Source organism: Xylanibacillus composti (genome assembly GCF_018403685.1).
Classification (GTDB): Bacteria; Bacillota; Bacilli; order Paenibacillales; family K13; genus Xylanibacillus; species Xylanibacillus composti.
Genome location: NZ_BOVK01000045.1, coordinates 19,788 through 37,213 on the forward strand (window position 1 = coordinate 19,788; position 17,426 = coordinate 37,213).

Consider the following 17,426-nt stretch of genomic DNA (forward strand, 5'->3'; position numbering starts at 1 on the left):
TCCTCCTACTTGCGGCGCCAGCGGATGCCCTGCGGGGTATCCTCCAGCAAAATCCCTTGCGCGGCAAGCTCGTCGCGTATTTCATCCGCGCGCGCCCAGTTTTTGGCCTTGCGGGCTTCGACTCGTTCCTGAATCAGCGCTTCTACCTGTTCGTCCAACAGCGTTTGTTCCTCTTCGCGTAGTATGCCCAATACCGCATCCATTTCGCTCAGAATGGCTTCCGCTCTCTGCAGAACAGCCAAATTGGTTTGCGGACGCTCCATGTACACATTCAGTTCGCTGACCAGGTCGAACACCGCCGTAATCGCATCCGGCGTATTGAAATCATCCTGCATTTTTGCATGGAATCGGTTCAATGTTTCCTCGAGCTTCTCGAGTACCGCTGCGCTGTCCTCATCAGAGAGGGCAACCGCAGCGTTCATGCGGTGCCGCAGATTGTCCGCCGCGTTTTGTATCCGATTCAAGCTTTGCTCGGCCTGCTTCAATGCGTCATCGCTGAAGGAGAGCGGACTGCGATAGTGAGTCGACAGCATGAACATCCGAACCGCTTGCGGCTTGATCCTCTCCAGAATGTCATGAACGAGGACCCCGTTATGCAGCGACTTGGACATCTTTTCGTTGTTGATCTGGATATAGCCGTTATGCATCCAGTAGCGTGCCAGCGGCTTGCCGGTATATGCCTCGGATTGTGCAATCTCGCATTCGTGATGCGGAAACTGCAAATCAAGTCCGCCGCCATGAATGTCGATCGTATCGCCGAGCAGCTTGTGGGCCATTGCCGAACACTCGATATGCCAGCCTGGACGGCCTTGTCCCCAAGGGCTTTCCCAATAGATTTCGCCCGGCTTGGCTTTCTTCCACAGGACGAAATCCTGGGCATGCTCCTTGCGTTCATCCACCTCAATCCGCTTGCCGAACTGCAGCTCCTCAAGCTTCTGATGCGAGAGCTTGCCATACTCGTCAAATTTGCTCGTACGGTAAAAGACGTCTCCACCGTTTTCGTAAGCATAGCCCTCTTCTTCCAATCGCCGGATGAAATCGATAATCTCGGGTATCGTTTCCGTCACACGCGGATGAATCGCCGGAGCGACCCCCAGCTTGCGCACATCCTCGTTAAACGCCTGGATGAATTGCTCCGCCACTTCCGGCACGGTCTTTCCCATTTCTTCCGCCTTGCGAATAAGCTTGTCATCCACATCCGTGTAGTTCATGACATAGCGGACCTCATAGCCCAATACGGTCAAGTAGCGGCGCACAGTGTCAAAAAATATGACCGGACGCGCATTTCCGATATGAATGTAGCCGTACACGGTCGGCCCGCAGACGTACATCGCAACCTTGCCCGCGGCCAGCGGCTCAAATTTTTCCTTTCGGCGGCTCATCGAGTTGTATATGTGCAGCGTCATGTTAGACTGATCCTCCATCCTTCACTTTTTCCTTCAGCAATTTGTCTTTCTCTGCAGCCAATCCCTGCAGCTCCGCTTTCAGCATGTCAATTTGCCGCTGGAGCTGGCTGCAAATGTCGATTACCGGGTCTGGCAAGTTGCCGTGATCCAGCTTGTCGACGCGCTTGCCGTTCACCTTTACAATCCGTCCCGGGTTGCCCACTACGGTGCTGTGCGGGGGCACCTCCTTCAGCACGACAGCGTTGGAGCCGATTCGCGCATAATCGCCTACCGTGAACGAGCCAAGCACCTTCGCACCTGATCCGACCACCACGTTGTTTCCAATAGTAGGGTGACGCTTCCCCTTCTCCTTCCCGGTGCCGCCAAGCGTTACCCCCTGGTACAGGACCACATCGTCGCCGATTTCGCATGTCTCGCCAATGACCACGCCCATTCCGTGATCGATGAAGAACCGTCTGCCGATGCGCGCCCCCGGGTGTATCTCGATCCCGGTAAAGAATCGACTGATTTGCGACACCAGTCTCGCAATCCCGAACCTCCGCTTGCGATAGAACCAATGCGCTACACGATGGGCCCATAGTGCATGCAAGCCCGAATACGTAAATAACACCTCCGGAATGCTCCGCGCCGCCGGATCGTTCTCGAATACGGTGCGGATGTCTTCACGCATGCCTTGCAACACGGCTTCTCCCTCCTTCTCCTCTTCCAGCTCCGCTTCTTTTATCTATTCTTCTCTATTGTTAAAAAACGCCCCGGCAGCCTAAGCTGCAGAGGCGTTGATACGCGGTTCCACTCTGCTTGAATCTGGAACTGCCGATGCGGCAGCTGACGATTCATCTCCTGCGGCCTGTAACGGGGCCAACCGGCATAACCTACGGGCTCAAGCATACACGAATGCAAGCGGCTTCGGCCATGCGGCTCCCAGGTGCACTTCGGCCTGTTCGGGGATAGGCGGCTTCCAGCCGGCATCTCATCCGTCCGCCCTCTCTGGCATCCCCGTTCGCAGCCCTACTTTCCTGTTCCGCGCCTTTTCTAGTTTTATCATAGCCCAATTCCGTACAGATGGCAATGCAGTTCTGCTCTAGCGGCGCAGCATGAACGAACGCCTGCCGCCGCGCTTTACCGCCATGCCGCCAGACGCTTGATCAGCTTCTCCTTGCCCAGCAAGTACAGCGAGCGGTTCAAGTCCGGTCCATGGGTTTGTCCGGTCAGCGCTGCGCGGATCGGCATAAACAACTGCTTGCCCTTGCAGCCTGTATCCTTCTGCACTTGCTTGATGGAAGCCTGTATTGCTTCGACTGTAAAGCACTCCAATTCCTCCAGCACTTCCCCGAAGCGCTTCAGCACAGCCGGCACCTGCTCCTCGGCGAGCACAGCCTTCGCTTCTTCCTCCAGCTCAAGCTCATCGTTGAAGAACAAGTCCGACAGCGGCACAATATCCGATGCCGCGACCATTTTCTCCTGCTGCAGCGCAACCAGCTCTTCTACCCAAGCCCGCTGTTCCTCGCTCAACGCCTCGGGAAGCCGACCTGCTTTCTGCAGATGCGGCAGCGCAAGCTCTACGACACGTGACAGCTCCGCCTTTTTCATATAATAGTTGTTCATCCAAGCCAGTTTGTTCGTATCGAATACAGCCGGACTTTTGGAAAGGCGGTTTTCATCGAAGATGGCTACGAATTGCTCGCGGTCGAAGATTTCCTCCTCGCCTTCCGGGGACCAGCCAAGCAGCGCGATAAAGTTGAACAGCGCCTCCGGCAAGTAGCCCAGATCATGATACTGCTCGATAAATTGAATGATCGACTCGTCCCGCTTGCTGAGCTTCTTCTTCTGTTCGTTGACGATCAACGTCATATGGCCGAACGTCGGAGGCGTCCAGCCGAGCGCTTCATAAATCATCATCTGTCGAGGCGTGTTGGAAATATGGTCGTCCCCTCTGAGCACATGGGAAATCTCCATCAAGCGATCGTCCACGACAACAGCGAAATTGTAAGTGGGAATACCGTCCTTCTTCACGATGACGAAGTCGCCGCTGGTTTCCGCTTCAAAGGAAACCTCGCCTTTGACCATATCTTGAAACGTGTAAACGCGTCCTTTCGGCACTTGGAACCGTACGCTCGGCACGCGCCCTTCTTCCACATAGGCTTGCTCCTGCTCCGGGGTCAGCGAACGGCATTTGCCGGAGTACATCGGGTTTTCTCCCCTCGCCATTTGCTCTTCGCGCTCGCGTTCCAACTCCTCTTCCGTACAGTAGCATTTATAAGCCTTTCCTTCTTCGAGCAGCTGCCGCCAATACTTCTCGTACAGCGCCAGCCTCTCTGTCTGGCGATAAGGACCATACTCCCCGCCGATGTCTACGCTCTCGTCCCAATCCATACCTAGCCACTTCAGGAACCGGAGCTGGTTTTGCTCGCCGCCTTCTACATTGCGTTTCGTATCGGTATCCTCTATGCGAATAATGAATGCGCCGCCCTTGCTGCGCGCAAACAAATAGTTGAACAAAGCCGTCCGGGCATTGCCGATATGCAAGTGACCGGTCGGGCTGGGCGCATATCGTACACGCACCGCGCCTGCTGCTTCTGCCATTACACGTCTACCTTCCTTCTCCATCAAATTATGGGCACATCATAGCATATTTTTTTGCAGACAGACAACGGCCTGGGCCGCTATTCCTTCCTCTCGGCCGACAAACCCGAGCCATTCGGTGGTCGTTGCCTTCACGTTGACGCAATCTATTTCCGCCTCCAGCGCATCTGCTATGATCTCGCGCATCTGCGGAATATGGGGTCCCATTTTCGGCTGCTGCGCAATGATGGTCGCATCCACATTGCCGAGCCGATAGCCCCGCTCCTTAGCCAACACCCATACCTGTTTCAGCAGCTTTAAGCTGTCAGCGTCTTTATAGGCCTTGTCCGTGTCAGGGAAATGCTTGCCGATATCCCCAAGCGCGAGCGCGCCGAGCACCGCATCGGTAATCGCATGCAGCAGCACGTCTGCATCTGAATGGCCGAGCAAGCCTTTCTCGTGGGGAATGGCGACGCCGCCGATGATGCAAGCGCGGCCCTCCGTCAATTGATGGACATCAAACCCTTGTCCGATCCGAATCATCCGTCTGTCTCCTTTCTTTGCCGGGCAGTTTCCGCCGCGCCATTTTCTTCGACACGAATTTCCGAGTCGCGCTCAGCGTAACGCCTGATATGCTCCTCAGCCCAATGCCAGTCATCAGGCGTAGTCAGCTTGATATTCGAATAGCTGCCTTCCACAATGTGGACCTGCTTGCCCGCACGCTCCATCAGCATCGCATCGTCCGTGCCGACAAATCCTTCACGTGCCGCATGCTCATGAGCCTCACGCAGCTCGACGGTGCGGAACGCCTGCGGTGTTTGTACCGCCCACAGCGTATCGCGATTCGGCGTATGCGTAATAACCCCCGCTTCGTCAGCGACTTTGATCGTATCCTTCACCCGAACAGCGAGTACTGCCGCCGCCTGCCTCTCCTGCGCAGCGGACAAGCAGCGTTCGATTTGCGCAGGCTCGATGAACGGTCGCGCTGCATCGTGCACCAGCACCCAATCACTATCCACCGCCTGCAGCCCGGCATAGACCGAATGCTGGCGCTCCTTGCCGCCGGCCACCACGATAATGGGTGTCTTCAAGCGGCAGCCCGCTGCCAACTTGCATACGCGCTCTCTGTCTTCCTCGCCGGTTACCACCACAATCCGCTCAAACCGCCCTGTTCGTTCGAATGCCTCCAGCGCATACACCAGCACCGGCTTTCCAGCCAGCGGTAAAAACTGCTTGCTCTCCGTAGTTCCCATTCGCTTGCCGCGGCCAGCCGCTACAATGATTGCCCCCGCTGTTTCCATGTTCGCCTGCTTTCCTTCCTTTGCCTTATGTACGAATCATCTTCCGCTATTATAGCATAAGCGTGCCAAAGCAAAAGCCCGGCCTCCTTGCCCGGGCACGCCAAAGAAGCCCGGTGCTTTCCAGCCCGGACTTCCTCATGCTTTGATTGCGTAAGAGTTACAGCGCCCTTTCAATCAGCTTCGGCTTGGCAAAAATCATTCTGCCGGCTGAGGTCTGAAGCACGCTTGTAACGAGCACCTCTATCGTGCTTCCGATATATTCGCGGCCGTTCTCGACAACGATCATCGTGCCGTCATCCAGATAGGCCACCCCTTGCCCATGTTCCTTGCCGTCCTTGATGACGCTGACGACAATTTCCTCCCCGGGCAGCACGACAGGCTTCACCGCATTGGCCAGATCGTTGATGTTAAGCACGGCTACACCTTGCAGCTCACATACTTTATTCAGATTGTAATCATTCGTGACGACCTTGCCCTGAAGCACCTTGGCCAGCTTGACCAGCTTGCTGTCCACCTCGGAAATTTCCTCAAAGTCCCCTTCATAGATGAGAACCCGCACATCTAGCTCTTTTTGGATTTTGTTGAGGATGTCCAGTCCCCGCCTGCCGCGATTGCGCTTGAGCAGATCGGATGAATCGGCGATATGCTGAAGCTCCTCCAGCACAAATTCAGGAATGACCAGCGTGCCTTCTACGAATCCCGTCTTGCAAATATCTGCGATGCGTCCATCAATAATGACACTTGTATCCAAAATTTTATGCTCCGGGATCCCCTTGTACTCGCCGTCCTTTCCCTTATTGATCCTCAGCCCTGCCATGAGCGCCGCCCATTCCTCCCGACGGCTATAGCCAATGCGCGCACCTACTGCGCAGCATCCGGAAAGCACCAAAGCGGACAAGACGGAACCCATGATCGGAAGAGGCATCAACAGCTGCATAACCAAAGCACCGGGCACCAGCCCGATGAGCGCCCCGATCGACAGGGCTAACAGCTCCGAGCCCGGCACATTCTCCAGCTTGATCTCCATGCGGTTCCATAGCGACAACAGAGCTTGTCCGCCCCAGATACCAATAATCAATAAGAGCACGGCACCAACTCCGGCCAGCCAATAGGCTCCGCCAGCCAAGCGTTCTGTCCATTCCGGCTGCATGCGGGACAATTGCCAACCGCCATAAGCGCCGATTGCCAAGCAACTTCCATGATATATGCGTTTCCACATGGGGCACATCCACCTCCTTGCAATCTTTTCCTTAACAGTATGACCAATTGGCCGGAAGATAATCTTGCTGCAGGAAAGTTTTGAAATCAGTTTGGGCTTCCGCTATAATGAACACATCAGGTTTTGTAATTTAACGGAACCCCAACCCGGTGAGGTGAGAAGATGAGCACGATTCAGTTAAGCGATTTTCAAAAACAAGTGTCCGAATTATTGCTCCGTCACCGCAGTCTCTTGGACGTCTTGTCCAAATACGATCAATCGAATGCTTCCGTCCATCGCTCTATCGTCAAGGCCATTACAGAATGCGGCTGCGTTGAGGTAAACGGCAAGAAACAACAGTTCGCGCCGGAAATGACGCTCGAAGAAGCCAAGAATACCTTGGAGACACATATGTCGGGCCAGCTGTGCGATACGTGCCTTGATGCAGTGAGCGCGGAATTCGGAAAAAATCTATTTTACATGTCCTCGTTGTGCAATTTGCTGAATATTAAGCTGGAAGATGTTATTGATCGCGAAATGAAGAAGTGTTCCACGCTGGGATTGTTCAATCTTTCTTGATGAATGACCTCCTTGGCAGGAACCGCAGAATCGGGCTGCTTGCGCTCTGGGCGCAGGCAGTTTTTTTTATGAGGGGGATGGGATTCATCCTATCGTGGAGCGCGGCAGCTAAATCGGGAGGAGTGGCTGTAACGGCCAACTAGCGGATTGTATGACAAGAAAGCGCATGCTTGAAAGGGCTTTTTAAATAGAGGGAATCAAGGGTCTTAACTTGCACGCATCCCCATTTGCCAAATCGTTAACGGGAAAAACCGGACTTATCGGGTCACTATCACTTTTGCCATGCATATTCCCCACATATTAAGACCATATACACCCGTTACATCGTCCATTTGCCGATTTTGTGTTGAGATAAGGACATGAATTTCCTTTATCGGCGTGCTCTGGCAACCACAAGCATTTGCGGCCACAACTGCTCATGCAGGAATTGCTTCCGCTCTACCTGTTTGTCCTCTAACAAAGAAAAAGCTGGCCCGAGTCTTTTTCAAGACTTTTGGGACAACTTCTTTGCTTATCCTTCGCTTTGCGCCGGCTGCTCCTCCTGGTATTGCGCAGCTTCGATCTGCCTGCGATGCCTGCGGGCCAGACGACGGACGATAACGTTAACGTTTTTTTTTAGACCATATAAGGCATATAGCACCAGAGGAATGAAAATAAGCTTGGACAGTTGACCCGGATATAGAATCGCCAGACCAACTGCAAGGATGACCAGCAAAGGCGCAATCCAAAGCATGGAGCGGGGGATCGCTACCTTCTTAAAGCTTGGGTACTTAATATTGCTGACCATCAGCAAGGACAGCAGCACGGTGCTCGCAATTAGGATGTAGGGCGAAAGAGACGCATGGAACAATGCCAGCGTGCAAAGCACTCCGCCCGCAGCCGGTATAGGCAATCCGACGAAGTATCCCGGCGTACTGGCCACCACGTTGAATCTTGCCAGACGCAAAGCCCCGCAAATCGGGAAGAGCGCCGTCACGATCCAGGCAGCCGCTTCATTCAGATCCTGGAAGGCAACTGAATACACGATAAAGGCCGGAGCCACTCCGAAGGAGATGACGTCAGACAAAGAATCCAATTCCTTGCCGAAATCGCTCTGTACATTCAACGCACGCGCAACCCGTCCATCCAAACCATCAGTGAGCATTGCTACAATTACCAGAATAGCGGCATAATCGGGCAGGCCATTGAACACAAAGATAATCGAGAGGATGCCCAAAAACAAGTTGGCGATCGTAAATAAATTAGGTAGCGATTTTGCAATCATGACGTTCCACCTCTGCGTTTACTATGCCCCAAAACCGACGACTTATCAACCATTGTATGATTGTATGCAAATTAGATATGTCTGTCAACAAAGACCTGCTCCTGGATGCGCTTTAGGCCTTCCTTGATGGCCCGGGCGCGGACTTCACCGATACCGTCAACTTCATCCAGCTCCTCTATTGTCGCCATCGTCACATGGGGCAAATATTCGAACCTTTCCACAATGTTGTGCACGATCACAGAAGGCAGTCGCGGAATCTTGTGAAGCATCCGGTAGCCTCTGGGGGAAATGGGCTCTTCTAATATCGTATTCGTATTGGCATAGCCCAGTGAACGAATAATGTTATGGTAATCCAGGATTTCTTCATTGCTGAGCCGTTTCAGGCTTTGACGCATCTCGCGTATCTTGTCGTCAGACGTCTCCCTGCCGTAATCGCGCAGGAGCAGGACAGCCTCCTCGTCGATACGCGCTACAAGCTCTTCGAGCTGCATACTTATTAATCGGCCTTCGGTGCCTAATTCATTAATATATTTTTTGATCTCGGTCCGGATGCGCAGCACCATCTCCACGCGCTGGATGACTGCCGCCACTTCTTGAAGGGTAACCAGCTCTTCAAATTCCGTTGCGCTCAAGTTCGTAAAGGCTTGATCGAGCACCGCTTTGTACTTCTCCAATGTTTGGATGGCTTGATTCGCCTTCGTCAGGATAACACCGATATCCTTCAGCGCATAGCGCAAATTCCCCTGATACAAGGTAATGACATTCCGCCTTTGCGAAATCGATACGACAAGCTTCCCCGTCTGCTTGGCAACGCGTTCCGCTGTCCGGTGCCGAATGCCCGTCTCAATCGAAGGGATGGAAGAGTCGGGGATGAGCTGAGTATTGGCATACAAGATGCGTTTGAGATCCTCGCTCAAAATGATCGCTCCATCCATCTTGGCCAGCTCGTACAAATAGTTCGGCGAAAAATCGCAATTGATCGAAAAGCCGCCGTCAACAATTTCCATCACCTCTGGACTGTAGCCAACAACGAGCAAACCGCCCGTCTTGGCACGCAGCACATTTTCCAATCCTTCGCGGAAATCCGTCCCCGGCGCAACCAGCTTCAGCAATTGATTCATCAGCTCTTGATTATCTTCTTCTTTCACCAATCCCATCACCCCCGTTTATCTCTGGCTGCCGCAACATGCGCAGCTGGGGAACCGCTGTCGCCGAGCGCTGCTTCCAATGCTTCGGCTACTGTGCGTACCCCTATTATCTCTATACCTGCAGGAGCTTTCCAACCCTTCATGCTGCGCTCCGGCATAATGACACGATGAAAACCCAGCTTCTTCGCCTCAGCGATGCGCTGCTCGGCTCGGGCAACGCCGCGCACTTCGCCGGTCAAGCCGATCTCCCCGAAGATCACATCGTATGGATTTGCCGGCTGATCCTTGAAGCTCGAAGCCACGCTGACCGCAACAGCCAGATCAACAGCCGGCTCATCCAGCTTCACGCCCCCCGCGACATTGACGTAAGCGTCCTGCGTTTGCAGGAACAAGCCTATTCGTTTCTCCAATACTGCCATAATCAGAGACAATCGGTTATAGTCTATGCCTGTTGCCATCCTTCTAGGCGAAGGAAAATTCGTCGGCGACACAAGCGCTTGCAGCTCGACCAGCACCGGTCTGGTGCCTTCCATGCTGGCAACAACCGTGGAGCCTGCAGCGCCAATCGGTCTTTCCGACAGGAAGACCTCCGACGGATTGGCGACCTCCTCCAAGCCGATTTCGCGCATTTCGAAGATGCCCATTTCATTCGTTGACCCAAAACGGTTCTTCACCGCCCGCAAAATCCGGTAAGCCTGGTGGCGGTCGCCTTCAAAGTACAGCACCGCATCCACCATATGTTCCAGCATTCGGGGTCCGGCAATCGTTCCTTCCTTGGTCACGTGGCCAACGAGAAAGGTTGCGATGCCTTTGCCCTTGGCAATTCGCATAAATTCCCCGGTACATTCCCGAACCTGCGAAACGCTTCCGGGCGCGGATGCCAAGTCTGGCTGATATACGGTTTGAATCGAATCAATAATCAGGAACTGCGGCGCTACTTCGTCCACCGCGTCGCGGATAAAATCCATATTCGTTTCGCAGAGCACATACAGCAAATCGCTCAGCACGCCAAGCCGATCGGCGCGCAATTTCGTCTGTCTGGCTGATTCCTCCCCCGAAATGTAAAGGACCTTTTGCCCTTTGGCAGCCAAGGAGTGTGAGAGCTGAAGCAGCAGCGTGGATTTGCCTATTCCAGGATCGCCGCCAACCAAAATGAGCGAACCCGGCACAATTCCGCCGCCCAGTACACGGTTCAGCTCAGCCATCTCGCTAAGCACACGCGGCTCGCGGGTGCTGTCAATCTGGGTGATCGATGCTGCCTTCTCCCTGCCGGAGACAAATCCGCCCCGTACCCCGGCCGTTTTGGGCTGGCGGGCTTCCCGTTCCTCCGCCATCGTATTCCAGCTGGAGCAGCCGGGGCATTTGCCCATCCATTTCGGCGATTCATATCCGCATTCCTGGCATATAAATTTCGATTTATCTTTAGCCATGGGGTCTCCTCTAGCTTCCGTAACATGTGTTTGACACTGCTTCTTTCAGTTTACCATTTTGTTCTACGGGTGAAAACCCTCGGAAGTCTGAGCTGAACGCGAAGAAGCTGTCCGGGATCTGCATGACCCGGACAGCTTCTCTATCCTAAGCTTATTTCGACTTGGTTTTGACCTTCTCTTTCTCTACGACGAGTTCATTGTCACGTTCGTCAATAAGGAGAGTGTCTCCCTTGGAAATATTGCCTCTCAGCAATTCTTCGGACAGACGGTCCTCAATATGCTTCTGAATCGCTCTGCGAAGCGGACGCGCGCCATAAGCTGGATCGTAGCCCTCTTTGGCAAGGAATGCCTTGGCGCTGTCGGTCAATGTGAAGTCGACCTCCTGCTCCTTCAAGCGCTTGCGAAGCTCCTCGGACATAAGTGTCACGATCTCCGCAATATGCTTCTCCTCAAGCGAATGGAAGACGATTGTCTCGTCAATCCGGTTCAGGAACTCCGGACGGAAGTTTTTCTTCAGCTCATCCATCACTTTGGACTTCATGTTGCTGTAGTCGCGGCCTGCGTCATCTCCGGCGGTGAAGCCCATTGTGGAATTGCGCTTGATCGCTTCCGCGCCTACATTGGATGTCATAATGATCAATGTATTGCGGAAATCGACTACGCGGCCCTTGGAGTCCGTCAGGCGCCCATCCTCCAGCACCTGGAGCAGGATGTTGAATACTTCCGGATGCGCCTTTTCGATCTCATCCAGCAGGACAACCGAGTATGGCTTGCGGCGCACCTTCTCTGTCAATTGACCGCCTTCCTCATAACCGACATATCCCGGAGGAGCGCCGACTAGGCGGGAGGTTGAATGCTTCTCCATATATTCGGACATATCAATGCGGATTACACTGTTTTCATCGCCGAACAGCGATTCCGCCAATGCGCGGGCCAATTCTGTCTTGCCGACGCCTGTCGGGCCAAGGAAGATGAAGGAGCCCATTGGCCGCTTCGGATCCTTCAAGCCGGCTCTTGCCCGGCGGATCGCCCGGCTAACCGCCTTCACTGCCTCATCCTGACCAATGACGCGGTCATGCAGAATGCCTTCCATCTTCAGCAGACGCTCGGTTTCTTCTTCAGCCAGCTTGCTCACCGGAATACCCGTCCAGCTGGCAACCACTTGCGCGATATCCTCCGGCGTCACTTCGGAATCGGTGCGTCCCTGCTTTTCCTTCCACTCATTTTTGGTCATTTCCAGCTCTTCGCGCAGCTTCTGCTCCGTATCCCGCAGAGAAGCGGCTTTCTCGAACTCCTGACTTTGCACCGCAGCGTCTTTCTCCTTGCGGATGTCCTCCAACCGGCTTTCCAGCTGCTTCAGATTCGGCGGAACGGTGTAAGAGTTCAGGCGAACCTTGGAACAAGCTTCATCGATCAGGTCAATGGCTTTATCCGGCAGGAACCGATCCGTAATGTACCGATCGGACAGCTTGACAGCCTGCTCTACTGCCTCATCGGTAATTTTCACGCGATGATGTGCTTCATAGCGATCGCGAAGGCCGTACAGGATCTGGACTGCTTCATCGGTGGACGGCTGATCTACCGTGATCGGCTGGAATCTGCGCTCCAATGCCGCATCCTTCTCGATGTACTTGCGATATTCATCCAAGGTTGTGGCGCCAATGCATTGCAGCTCGCCGCGAGCCAGGGAAGGCTTCAGAATGTTCGAAGCGTCGATCGCCCCTTCCGCGCCTCCGGCGCCGATCAAAGTATGAAGCTCGTCGATGAAAAGGATGATGTTCCCCGCTTGACGGATTTCGTCCATGATTTTTTTCAGACGGTCTTCAAATTCCCCGCGATATTTCGTTCCTGCCACAACGGAGCCCATATCGAGCGTCATGACTCGCTTGTCGCGCAACGTTTCCGGAATCTCATTGTTGACGATCTTCTGAGCCAGCCCTTCAGCAATTGCCGTCTTGCCGACACCCGGCTCACCGATCAGTACGGGGTTGTTCTTCGTTCTGCGGCTGAGCACCTGAATAACGCGCTCGATTTCCTTGGATCGGCCGATGACGGGATCGAGATTTCCTTCCTTGGCGTAAGCCGTCAAATCACGCGCCAGGCTGTCCAAGGTTGGCGTGCTCGCATTTGTCTGCGTACCGTGATGCGAAGACATCGTTTCATTGCTGCCGAGCAATTGCAGCACTTGCTGGCGCGCTTTGTTAAGACTGACGTCCAAATTGTTCAGGACGCGTGCCGCCACACCTTCGCCTTCACGAATTAAGCCAAGCAATATATGCTCCGTGCCTACGTAAGTATGTCCGAGCTTACGCGCTTCGTCCATCGACAGTTCAATCACTTTTTTGGCACGCGGTGTATAGGCGATATTGGTCGGCTGTTCCTGTCCCCGGCCGATTAAGGTCTCCACTTCATCTTGTATTTTCTCGAGGCCAAGTCCCAGGGCGATCAGCGCTTTCGCAGCAATGCCCTCGCCTTCCTTGATCAAGCCGAGCAATATATGCTCGGTTCCAATATTGTTATGACCTAAACGGACTGCTTCTTCCTGGGCCAATGCCAGGACTTTCTGCGCTCTTTCCGTAAATCTTCCGAACATCATGGGAATACACCTCCATTAAAATATTTTGATCCTGTATAGGTCTTACCAGTGTACACCAATTACGACGGACCGCGCCAGATGCGGCGGGATAGTATCCGGCAGATGCGCCGGACCAAGGTCCTTCAGTGGGCCGGATTCACGAACCTATGCTTCCCTGGGAGAGATACGCTGACGAATCATCTCCGCCCTCCGGATGTCTCGCTCATCAGGTGTCAGCTTGGCGCCGGCATATTGCTGAAGAAATCCGGGCTGCGTCATCACCATTAACTCGTTGAGAATATTGGCGGATGTCTCGCGGATCAATCCGAGGTCAATGCCAAGACGCACATCGCTCAAGCGTTGGGCCGCTTCCTTGGAATCTATAACTGTCGCATAGGATAAAATTCCGAAGGAACGGTATACCCGATCGGCTATCCGCGTTTTGGATTCCTGCATCAGTCGTTCACGAGCTGCCCGCTCATGTTCGATAATTTGCTTGACGACCTTGTACAAATTGTCGATGATTTCCTCCTCCGACTGTCCCAGCGTAATCTGGTTGGATATCTGAAACAGGTTGCCGACCGCCTCGCTGCCTTCGCCATAAATGCCACGAACGGCAAGACCTACCTGGGTAATGGCGGAGAGTATGCGGTTGATTTGCTGCGTCAGCACCAATGCGGGGAGATGAAGCATGACTGAAGCGCGTATCCCTGTTCCCACATTGGTCGGACAGCTAGTCATGAAGCCTCGCTGTTCATCGAATGCATAGTTCAGTCTGCTTTCGAACACATCGTCAATTCGATTTGCCAGTTCCCAAGCTTCTTTAATCTGAAAACCTGGATACAGGCATTGTATTCGCAGGTGGTCCTCCTCATTAATCATAATGCTTACCGCTTCGTTCTCGCTTAACAAGACAGCCCCGTTGCGTGATTCATTGGCCAAGTTCGGGCTGATTAGATGTTTTTCCACTAGCACTTTTTTCTCGAGCTCACTCATCTCGCTAAGCTTAAGCGCCTCGAAACGGCTGATGCTCTGCAGGCTGCCGTCCTCCAGCACCTGCATCGCTTTATTTAACACTACCTGAGACTGATCATTTGTTGCAAGCATAGGAAAAGGATGGTTGCGAATATTGCGGGCCAGCCGAATCCGGCTGCTGATGACAATGTCCGACTCTGGTCCGCGTCCTTTCATCCATTCACTCAACGCTTCTTCCATAAATTTGCGAAGCGACATTGCTGAGTTCCCTCCTCGCCTCTTCTATATAAGTCGCAGTCGTCCCGCAGCCCAACAGGGGATCGGGACTATTCCGCTGCTATTTTGCGCTCCAGTTCCCGAATTTTGTCTCGGAGCGATGCGGCTTCTTCGAAATTCTCCTCTTCAATGCGACGGTGCAGTTCACGCTTCAATTCCTCTATTTTCCGCTTATCCTTAATCATGCCGCCGGATCGCTTGGGAATTTTACCGCTGTGGACGGTATTGCCATGAATTCTTCTGAACATCGGGTCCAGCCGCTCATTGAAATATTTGTAGCAGTCACTGCACCCGAAGCGGCCAATCTTGCTAAACTGCGCGTACGTCAATCCGCACGTTTCGCAGCGCACGGACTGCGGTTTCGGGTTGAGCGGGTTGCCTGCGGTCGGTTCGAACTCCAGCAATCCTGACAACAAGTTATGAATGGAGAACCCGTTTGGTGTTCCCGGTATAAGCTCTCCCTTGTCCCTGGCGCATGACTCGCAAATATGAAATTCTGTTTTCTCCCCATTGACAATTTTGGTGAAGTGAAGCGTCGCCTGTCTTTTGCCGCATTCCTGACAGAGCATCCGTCCATCCCCTCCTTCAAGCATAGGTTAGACATTCAGTTAGCGGGCGTTGGTTACCTGTGTGCTTCCGCTAAGAATCCTTGCTGGCAGCCGATGTCCCGAGCAGTGCAATCAGCATAAACTTCAGCATGCGTGCTCTTATCTCATCGCGAAGCGGCAGCTTCACGGCAATCGCTTCCCGAGATACGGCAGCTTTCAACAGAGCCGCCTCACGAGCATTAATCAGCCTTGCTTCTGTCATCTGGTAAATCAAACCTTCCGCACTGGCCTGGTCGATCTGGCTCCCGATCGATTCCCGGATATGGGCCAGCAGCTCTCCCTGCCTGGGGAGCTGCAAACGCTGGATGCGTATATAACCGCCGCCGCCGCGCTTGCTTTCGACCAAGTATCCTTTTTCCAAAGTAAACCGAGTGCTGATGACGTAATTGATTTGGGAAGGCACACATTGAAAACGATCCGCCAGTTCATTGCGCTGAATTTCAATGCTTTGCCCTGGACTCTGCTGCAGAATTTGCTTCAAATATTGTTCAATAATATCAGAAGTGTTTCGCATCAAAAGCCCCCTCCAGCCATTAAACCATGGTCTAAGTTTCAATAGTCAATTGACTTTGACTTTCTTTGACCTTAATTTCATTATACTCATAATTGATTCATTTGCCAAGTACTCTCTCCATTATTATGGACATAAATCTGCGTTAAGAAACCAATAACGCATATAGGACAGGGGATATCAATGACAACCAAATTCCCGTAAGTCCCATTGCCAGGCTGCTGTAGGCGCCCTGCAATTCCGAATCCTTAAGTACCTTAGCCGTGCCGATGCCATGCGCCGCAGTGCCCGTCGCCAATCCGATAGCCATATCCGAGCGAATCCCCAATCGCTGGAGAAAGGTCGTGCTGACCATGCTCCCCAGCAGGCCCGTCAAAACTGTGAAAACCGCCGTCAATTCAGCAATTCCGCCTTGTCGGGTTGAAATAGCAACAGAGATCGGCGTAGTTGCGATGCGCGGCAGCGCGGACAAGATCACTGCTTCCGATCCGCCCAGTCCCCGCAGCAGCAAAACGGTCGCCCCAACTCCCGTCAAAGATCCGGCAAGCACCGCGATAACAATAGGCAAGCTGTTCGCACGGATCAGCTTCCAATGCTTGTAGAGCGGCACCGCCAATGCCACCGTTGCCGGTCCAAGCAGGAACTTAATCCATTCGCCGCCGACAGCATAATGCTCGTAGGGAACTTGAAACATAATCAACAGCAGAATGATGCCTGCTGAACAGAGCAACAACGGATGAACTCGGGGAAATTTCCGATTTGCCCACAAGGAGAGTGCATACATGATGATCGTCAACGCCATACCGAAAATCGGCAATTGGCTGAATGGTTCATTGCCCATGCTGCTCTTCTCCTTTCTTGTCTTGGCTGAATCGTTCCGCAGCTGCACCTGCTGCAGCAATAGCAGCAAGCGTCCCCAATATAAGCATGAGACTAATTGGCAGCCATTCCTTCATCAGAAAGGGGTAAAACACCATCGTTCCAACAACAATCGGCGCAAAAAACAACATCATATGAGAAAGCAAAAATTGCGCAGCTCCCTCCACCCACTCCAGCTTCAACCACTTGAGATGCAGTGCCGCCAACATTCCGAGCAGCCCCAACACATTGCCGGGCAGAGGCAAATCGAACAACCGGACAATTCCCTCCCCCGCACACCAAAATGCCAACAACCACGCAAAGCCTGCCATCTTTGTATCCCCCATTGTTCTGTCTGCACTAGCTTGTCCTTCTGTTGTACCATACCCTCAACGAATGGGAAAGAGTATGTTTGCTTGCCATTATACACGCTTTCCGCTTCTCGGGGCACTTCCTGCTCGTAAGCCTGCATATTCGATGGCATTTGGGAATCTCGACAGTTCGGTCTGATCTCATGAACAGCGATCCATACAAGGAATAACACAAAAACGTGCGTACCACAAAAAAAAAAGCGCGACCGCCTCTCATTCGAGAAACAGTCGCGCTTCGTGGTTGCCTGGCAGCGTCCTACTCTCCCAGGACCCTTCGGTCCAAGTACCATCGGCGCTGGAGGGCTTAACGGTCGTGTTCGGGATGGGAACGCGTGGGTCCCCTCCGCCATCGCCACCAGACGTA

16 protein-coding genes and 1 rRNA gene are annotated in these 17,426 nt (G+C 53.3%); 1 reads left to right on the forward strand and 16 read right to left on the reverse strand.

From position 1 onward, the window contains the following. Nucleotides 1-5 precede the first annotated feature (5 nt). The 6 genes from cysS to XYCOK13_RS15660 form a co-directional block, all read right to left on the reverse strand. Entirely contained in the window at nt 6-1,406 is a 1,401-nt protein-coding gene (gene cysS, locus XYCOK13_RS15635; RefSeq protein WP_213413138.1) for a cysteine--tRNA ligase, read from the reverse strand. A 1-nt stretch (nt 1,407) separates the two neighbouring features. Then, a complete protein-coding gene (gene cysE / locus XYCOK13_RS15640) occupies nt 1,408-2,076 on the reverse strand; it encodes a serine O-acetyltransferase (protein ID WP_373314422.1) in 669 nt (222 codons plus the stop codon). A gap of 449 nt (nt 2,077-2,525) precedes the next feature. Next, on the reverse strand, nt 2,526-3,989 hold the full coding sequence (gene gltX / locus XYCOK13_RS15645; protein WP_213413142.1) for a glutamate--tRNA ligase: 1,464 nt from the start codon (nt 3,987-3,989) through the stop codon (nt 2,526-2,528). Between the two features lie 39 nt (nt 3,990-4,028). Continuing rightward, nucleotides 4,029-4,511, reverse strand: a complete 483-nt coding sequence (gene ispF / locus XYCOK13_RS15650) for a 2-C-methyl-D-erythritol 2,4-cyclodiphosphate synthase (protein ID WP_213413144.1) — start codon at nt 4,509-4,511, stop codon at nt 4,029-4,031. Next, nucleotides 4,508-5,269, reverse strand: coding sequence for a 2-C-methyl-D-erythritol 4-phosphate cytidylyltransferase (ispD, locus tag XYCOK13_RS15655; protein ID WP_213413146.1), 762 nt, complete (start codon nt 5,267-5,269; stop codon nt 4,508-4,510). The genes ispF and ispD overlap by 4 nt, the downstream gene beginning before the upstream one ends. A gap of 157 nt (nt 5,270-5,426) precedes the next feature. Next, complete coding sequence (locus XYCOK13_RS15660; protein ID WP_213413147.1) at nt 5,427-6,488, reverse strand: PIN/TRAM domain-containing protein; 1,062 nt, start codon at nt 6,486-6,488, stop codon at nt 5,427-5,429. Between the two features lie 162 nt (nt 6,489-6,650). Here XYCOK13_RS15660 and XYCOK13_RS15665 point away from each other — a divergent pair, with 162 nt between their 5' ends. Next, complete coding sequence (locus XYCOK13_RS15665; RefSeq protein ID WP_213413148.1) at nt 6,651-7,046, forward strand: nucleoside triphosphate pyrophosphohydrolase family protein; 396 nt, start codon at nt 6,651-6,653, stop codon at nt 7,044-7,046. 511 nt (nt 7,047-7,557) lie between these two features. On the opposite strand, the gene pssA is transcribed toward XYCOK13_RS15665, so the two are convergent. The 10 genes from pssA to rrf all read right to left on the reverse strand — a co-directional run bounded on the left by pssA (nt 7,558) and on the right by rrf (nt 17,422). Then, the gene (gene pssA / locus XYCOK13_RS15670; RefSeq protein ID WP_213413149.1) at nt 7,558-8,310 is read right to left on the reverse strand and encodes a CDP-diacylglycerol--serine O-phosphatidyltransferase; all 753 of its coding nucleotides are present in this window, start codon (nt 8,308-8,310) and stop codon (nt 7,558-7,560) included. A 71-nt stretch (nt 8,311-8,381) separates the two neighbouring features. After that, nucleotides 8,382-9,458, reverse strand: a complete 1,077-nt coding sequence (disA, locus tag XYCOK13_RS15675) for a DNA integrity scanning diadenylate cyclase DisA (RefSeq protein ID WP_373314421.1) — start codon at nt 9,456-9,458, stop codon at nt 8,382-8,384. Nucleotides 9,459-9,466: 8 nt separating this feature from the next. Continuing rightward, on the reverse strand, nt 9,467-10,888 hold the full coding sequence (gene radA, locus XYCOK13_RS15680; protein ID WP_213413150.1) for a DNA repair protein RadA: 1,422 nt from the start codon (nt 10,886-10,888) through the stop codon (nt 9,467-9,469). 151 nt (nt 10,889-11,039) lie between these two features. Next, the gene (clpC, locus tag XYCOK13_RS15685) at nt 11,040-13,484 is read right to left on the reverse strand and encodes an ATP-dependent protease ATP-binding subunit ClpC (protein ID WP_213413152.1); all 2,445 of its coding nucleotides are present in this window, start codon (nt 13,482-13,484) and stop codon (nt 11,040-11,042) included. Between the two features lie 144 nt (nt 13,485-13,628). Next, the gene (gene mcsB / locus XYCOK13_RS15690; RefSeq protein WP_213413154.1) at nt 13,629-14,696 is read right to left on the reverse strand and encodes a protein-arginine kinase McsB; all 1,068 of its coding nucleotides are present in this window, start codon (nt 14,694-14,696) and stop codon (nt 13,629-13,631) included. A gap of 68 nt (nt 14,697-14,764) precedes the next feature. Beyond that, entirely contained in the window at nt 14,765-15,283 is a 519-nt protein-coding gene (gene mcsA, locus XYCOK13_RS15695) for a protein-arginine kinase activator protein McsA (protein WP_213413156.1), read from the reverse strand. Between the two features lie 70 nt (nt 15,284-15,353). Further along, a complete protein-coding gene (locus tag XYCOK13_RS15700) occupies nt 15,354-15,836 on the reverse strand; it encodes a CtsR family transcriptional regulator (protein ID WP_213413158.1) in 483 nt (160 codons plus the stop codon). A 142-nt stretch (nt 15,837-15,978) separates the two neighbouring features. Then, nucleotides 15,979-16,674 (reverse strand): LrgB family protein, encoded by a 696-nt coding sequence (locus XYCOK13_RS15705; RefSeq protein ID WP_213413160.1) that lies wholly within the window; start codon nt 16,672-16,674, stop codon nt 15,979-15,981. After that, nucleotides 16,664-17,023 carry a CidA/LrgA family protein gene (locus XYCOK13_RS15710; RefSeq protein WP_213413162.1) on the reverse strand — a complete coding sequence of 120 codons (360 nt, stop codon included), beginning with the start codon at nt 17,021-17,023 and terminating at the stop codon, nt 16,664-16,666. The genes XYCOK13_RS15705 and XYCOK13_RS15710 overlap by 11 nt, the downstream gene beginning before the upstream one ends. A gap of 282 nt (nt 17,024-17,305) precedes the next feature. Next, nucleotides 17,306-17,422, reverse strand: a 5S ribosomal RNA gene (rrf, locus tag XYCOK13_RS15715). Nucleotides 17,423-17,426 lie beyond the last annotated feature (4 nt).

Bases quoted from the DNA above. Each gene is read 5' to 3' on its own strand.
- cysS (WP_213413138.1), bottom strand. From the start codon at position 1,406: ATGACGCTGCACATATACAACTCGATGAGCCGCCGAAAGGAAAAATTT.
- cysE (WP_373314422.1), bottom strand. From the start codon at position 2,076: ATGCGTGAAGACATCCGCACCGTATTCGAGAACGATCCGGCGGCGCGG.
- gltX (WP_213413142.1), bottom strand. From the start codon at position 3,989: ATGGCAGAAGCAGCAGGCGCGGTGCGTGTACGATATGCGCCCAGCCCG.
- ispF (WP_213413144.1), bottom strand. From the start codon at position 4,511: ATGATTCGGATCGGACAAGGGTTTGATGTCCATCAATTGACGGAGGGC.
- ispD (WP_213413146.1), bottom strand. From the start codon at position 5,269: ATGGAAACAGCGGGGGCAATCATTGTAGCGGCTGGCCGCGGCAAGCGA.
- XYCOK13_RS15660 (WP_213413147.1), bottom strand. From the start codon at position 6,488: ATGTGGAAACGCATATATCATGGAAGTTGCTTGGCAATCGGCGCTTAT.
- XYCOK13_RS15665 (WP_213413148.1), top strand. From the start codon at position 6,651: ATGAGCACGATTCAGTTAAGCGATTTTCAAAAACAAGTGTCCGAATTA.
- pssA (WP_213413149.1), bottom strand. From the start codon at position 8,310: ATGATTGCAAAATCGCTACCTAATTTATTTACGATCGCCAACTTGTTT.
- radA (WP_213413150.1), bottom strand. From the start codon at position 10,888: ATGGCTAAAGATAAATCGAAATTTATATGCCAGGAATGCGGATATGAA.
- clpC (WP_213413152.1), bottom strand. From the start codon at position 13,484: ATGATGTTCGGAAGATTTACGGAAAGAGCGCAGAAAGTCCTGGCATTG.
- mcsB (WP_213413154.1), bottom strand. From the start codon at position 14,696: ATGTCGCTTCGCAAATTTATGGAAGAAGCGTTGAGTGAATGGATGAAA.
- mcsA (WP_213413156.1), bottom strand. From the start codon at position 15,283: ATGCTCTGTCAGGAATGCGGCAAAAGACAGGCGACGCTTCACTTCACC.
- XYCOK13_RS15700 (WP_213413158.1), bottom strand. From the start codon at position 15,836: ATGCGAAACACTTCTGATATTATTGAACAATATTTGAAGCAAATTCTG.
- XYCOK13_RS15705 (WP_213413160.1), bottom strand. From the start codon at position 16,674: ATGGGCAATGAACCATTCAGCCAATTGCCGATTTTCGGTATGGCGTTG.
- XYCOK13_RS15710 (WP_213413162.1), bottom strand. From the start codon at position 17,023: ATGGCAGGCTTTGCGTGGTTGTTGGCATTTTGGTGTGCGGGGGAGGGA.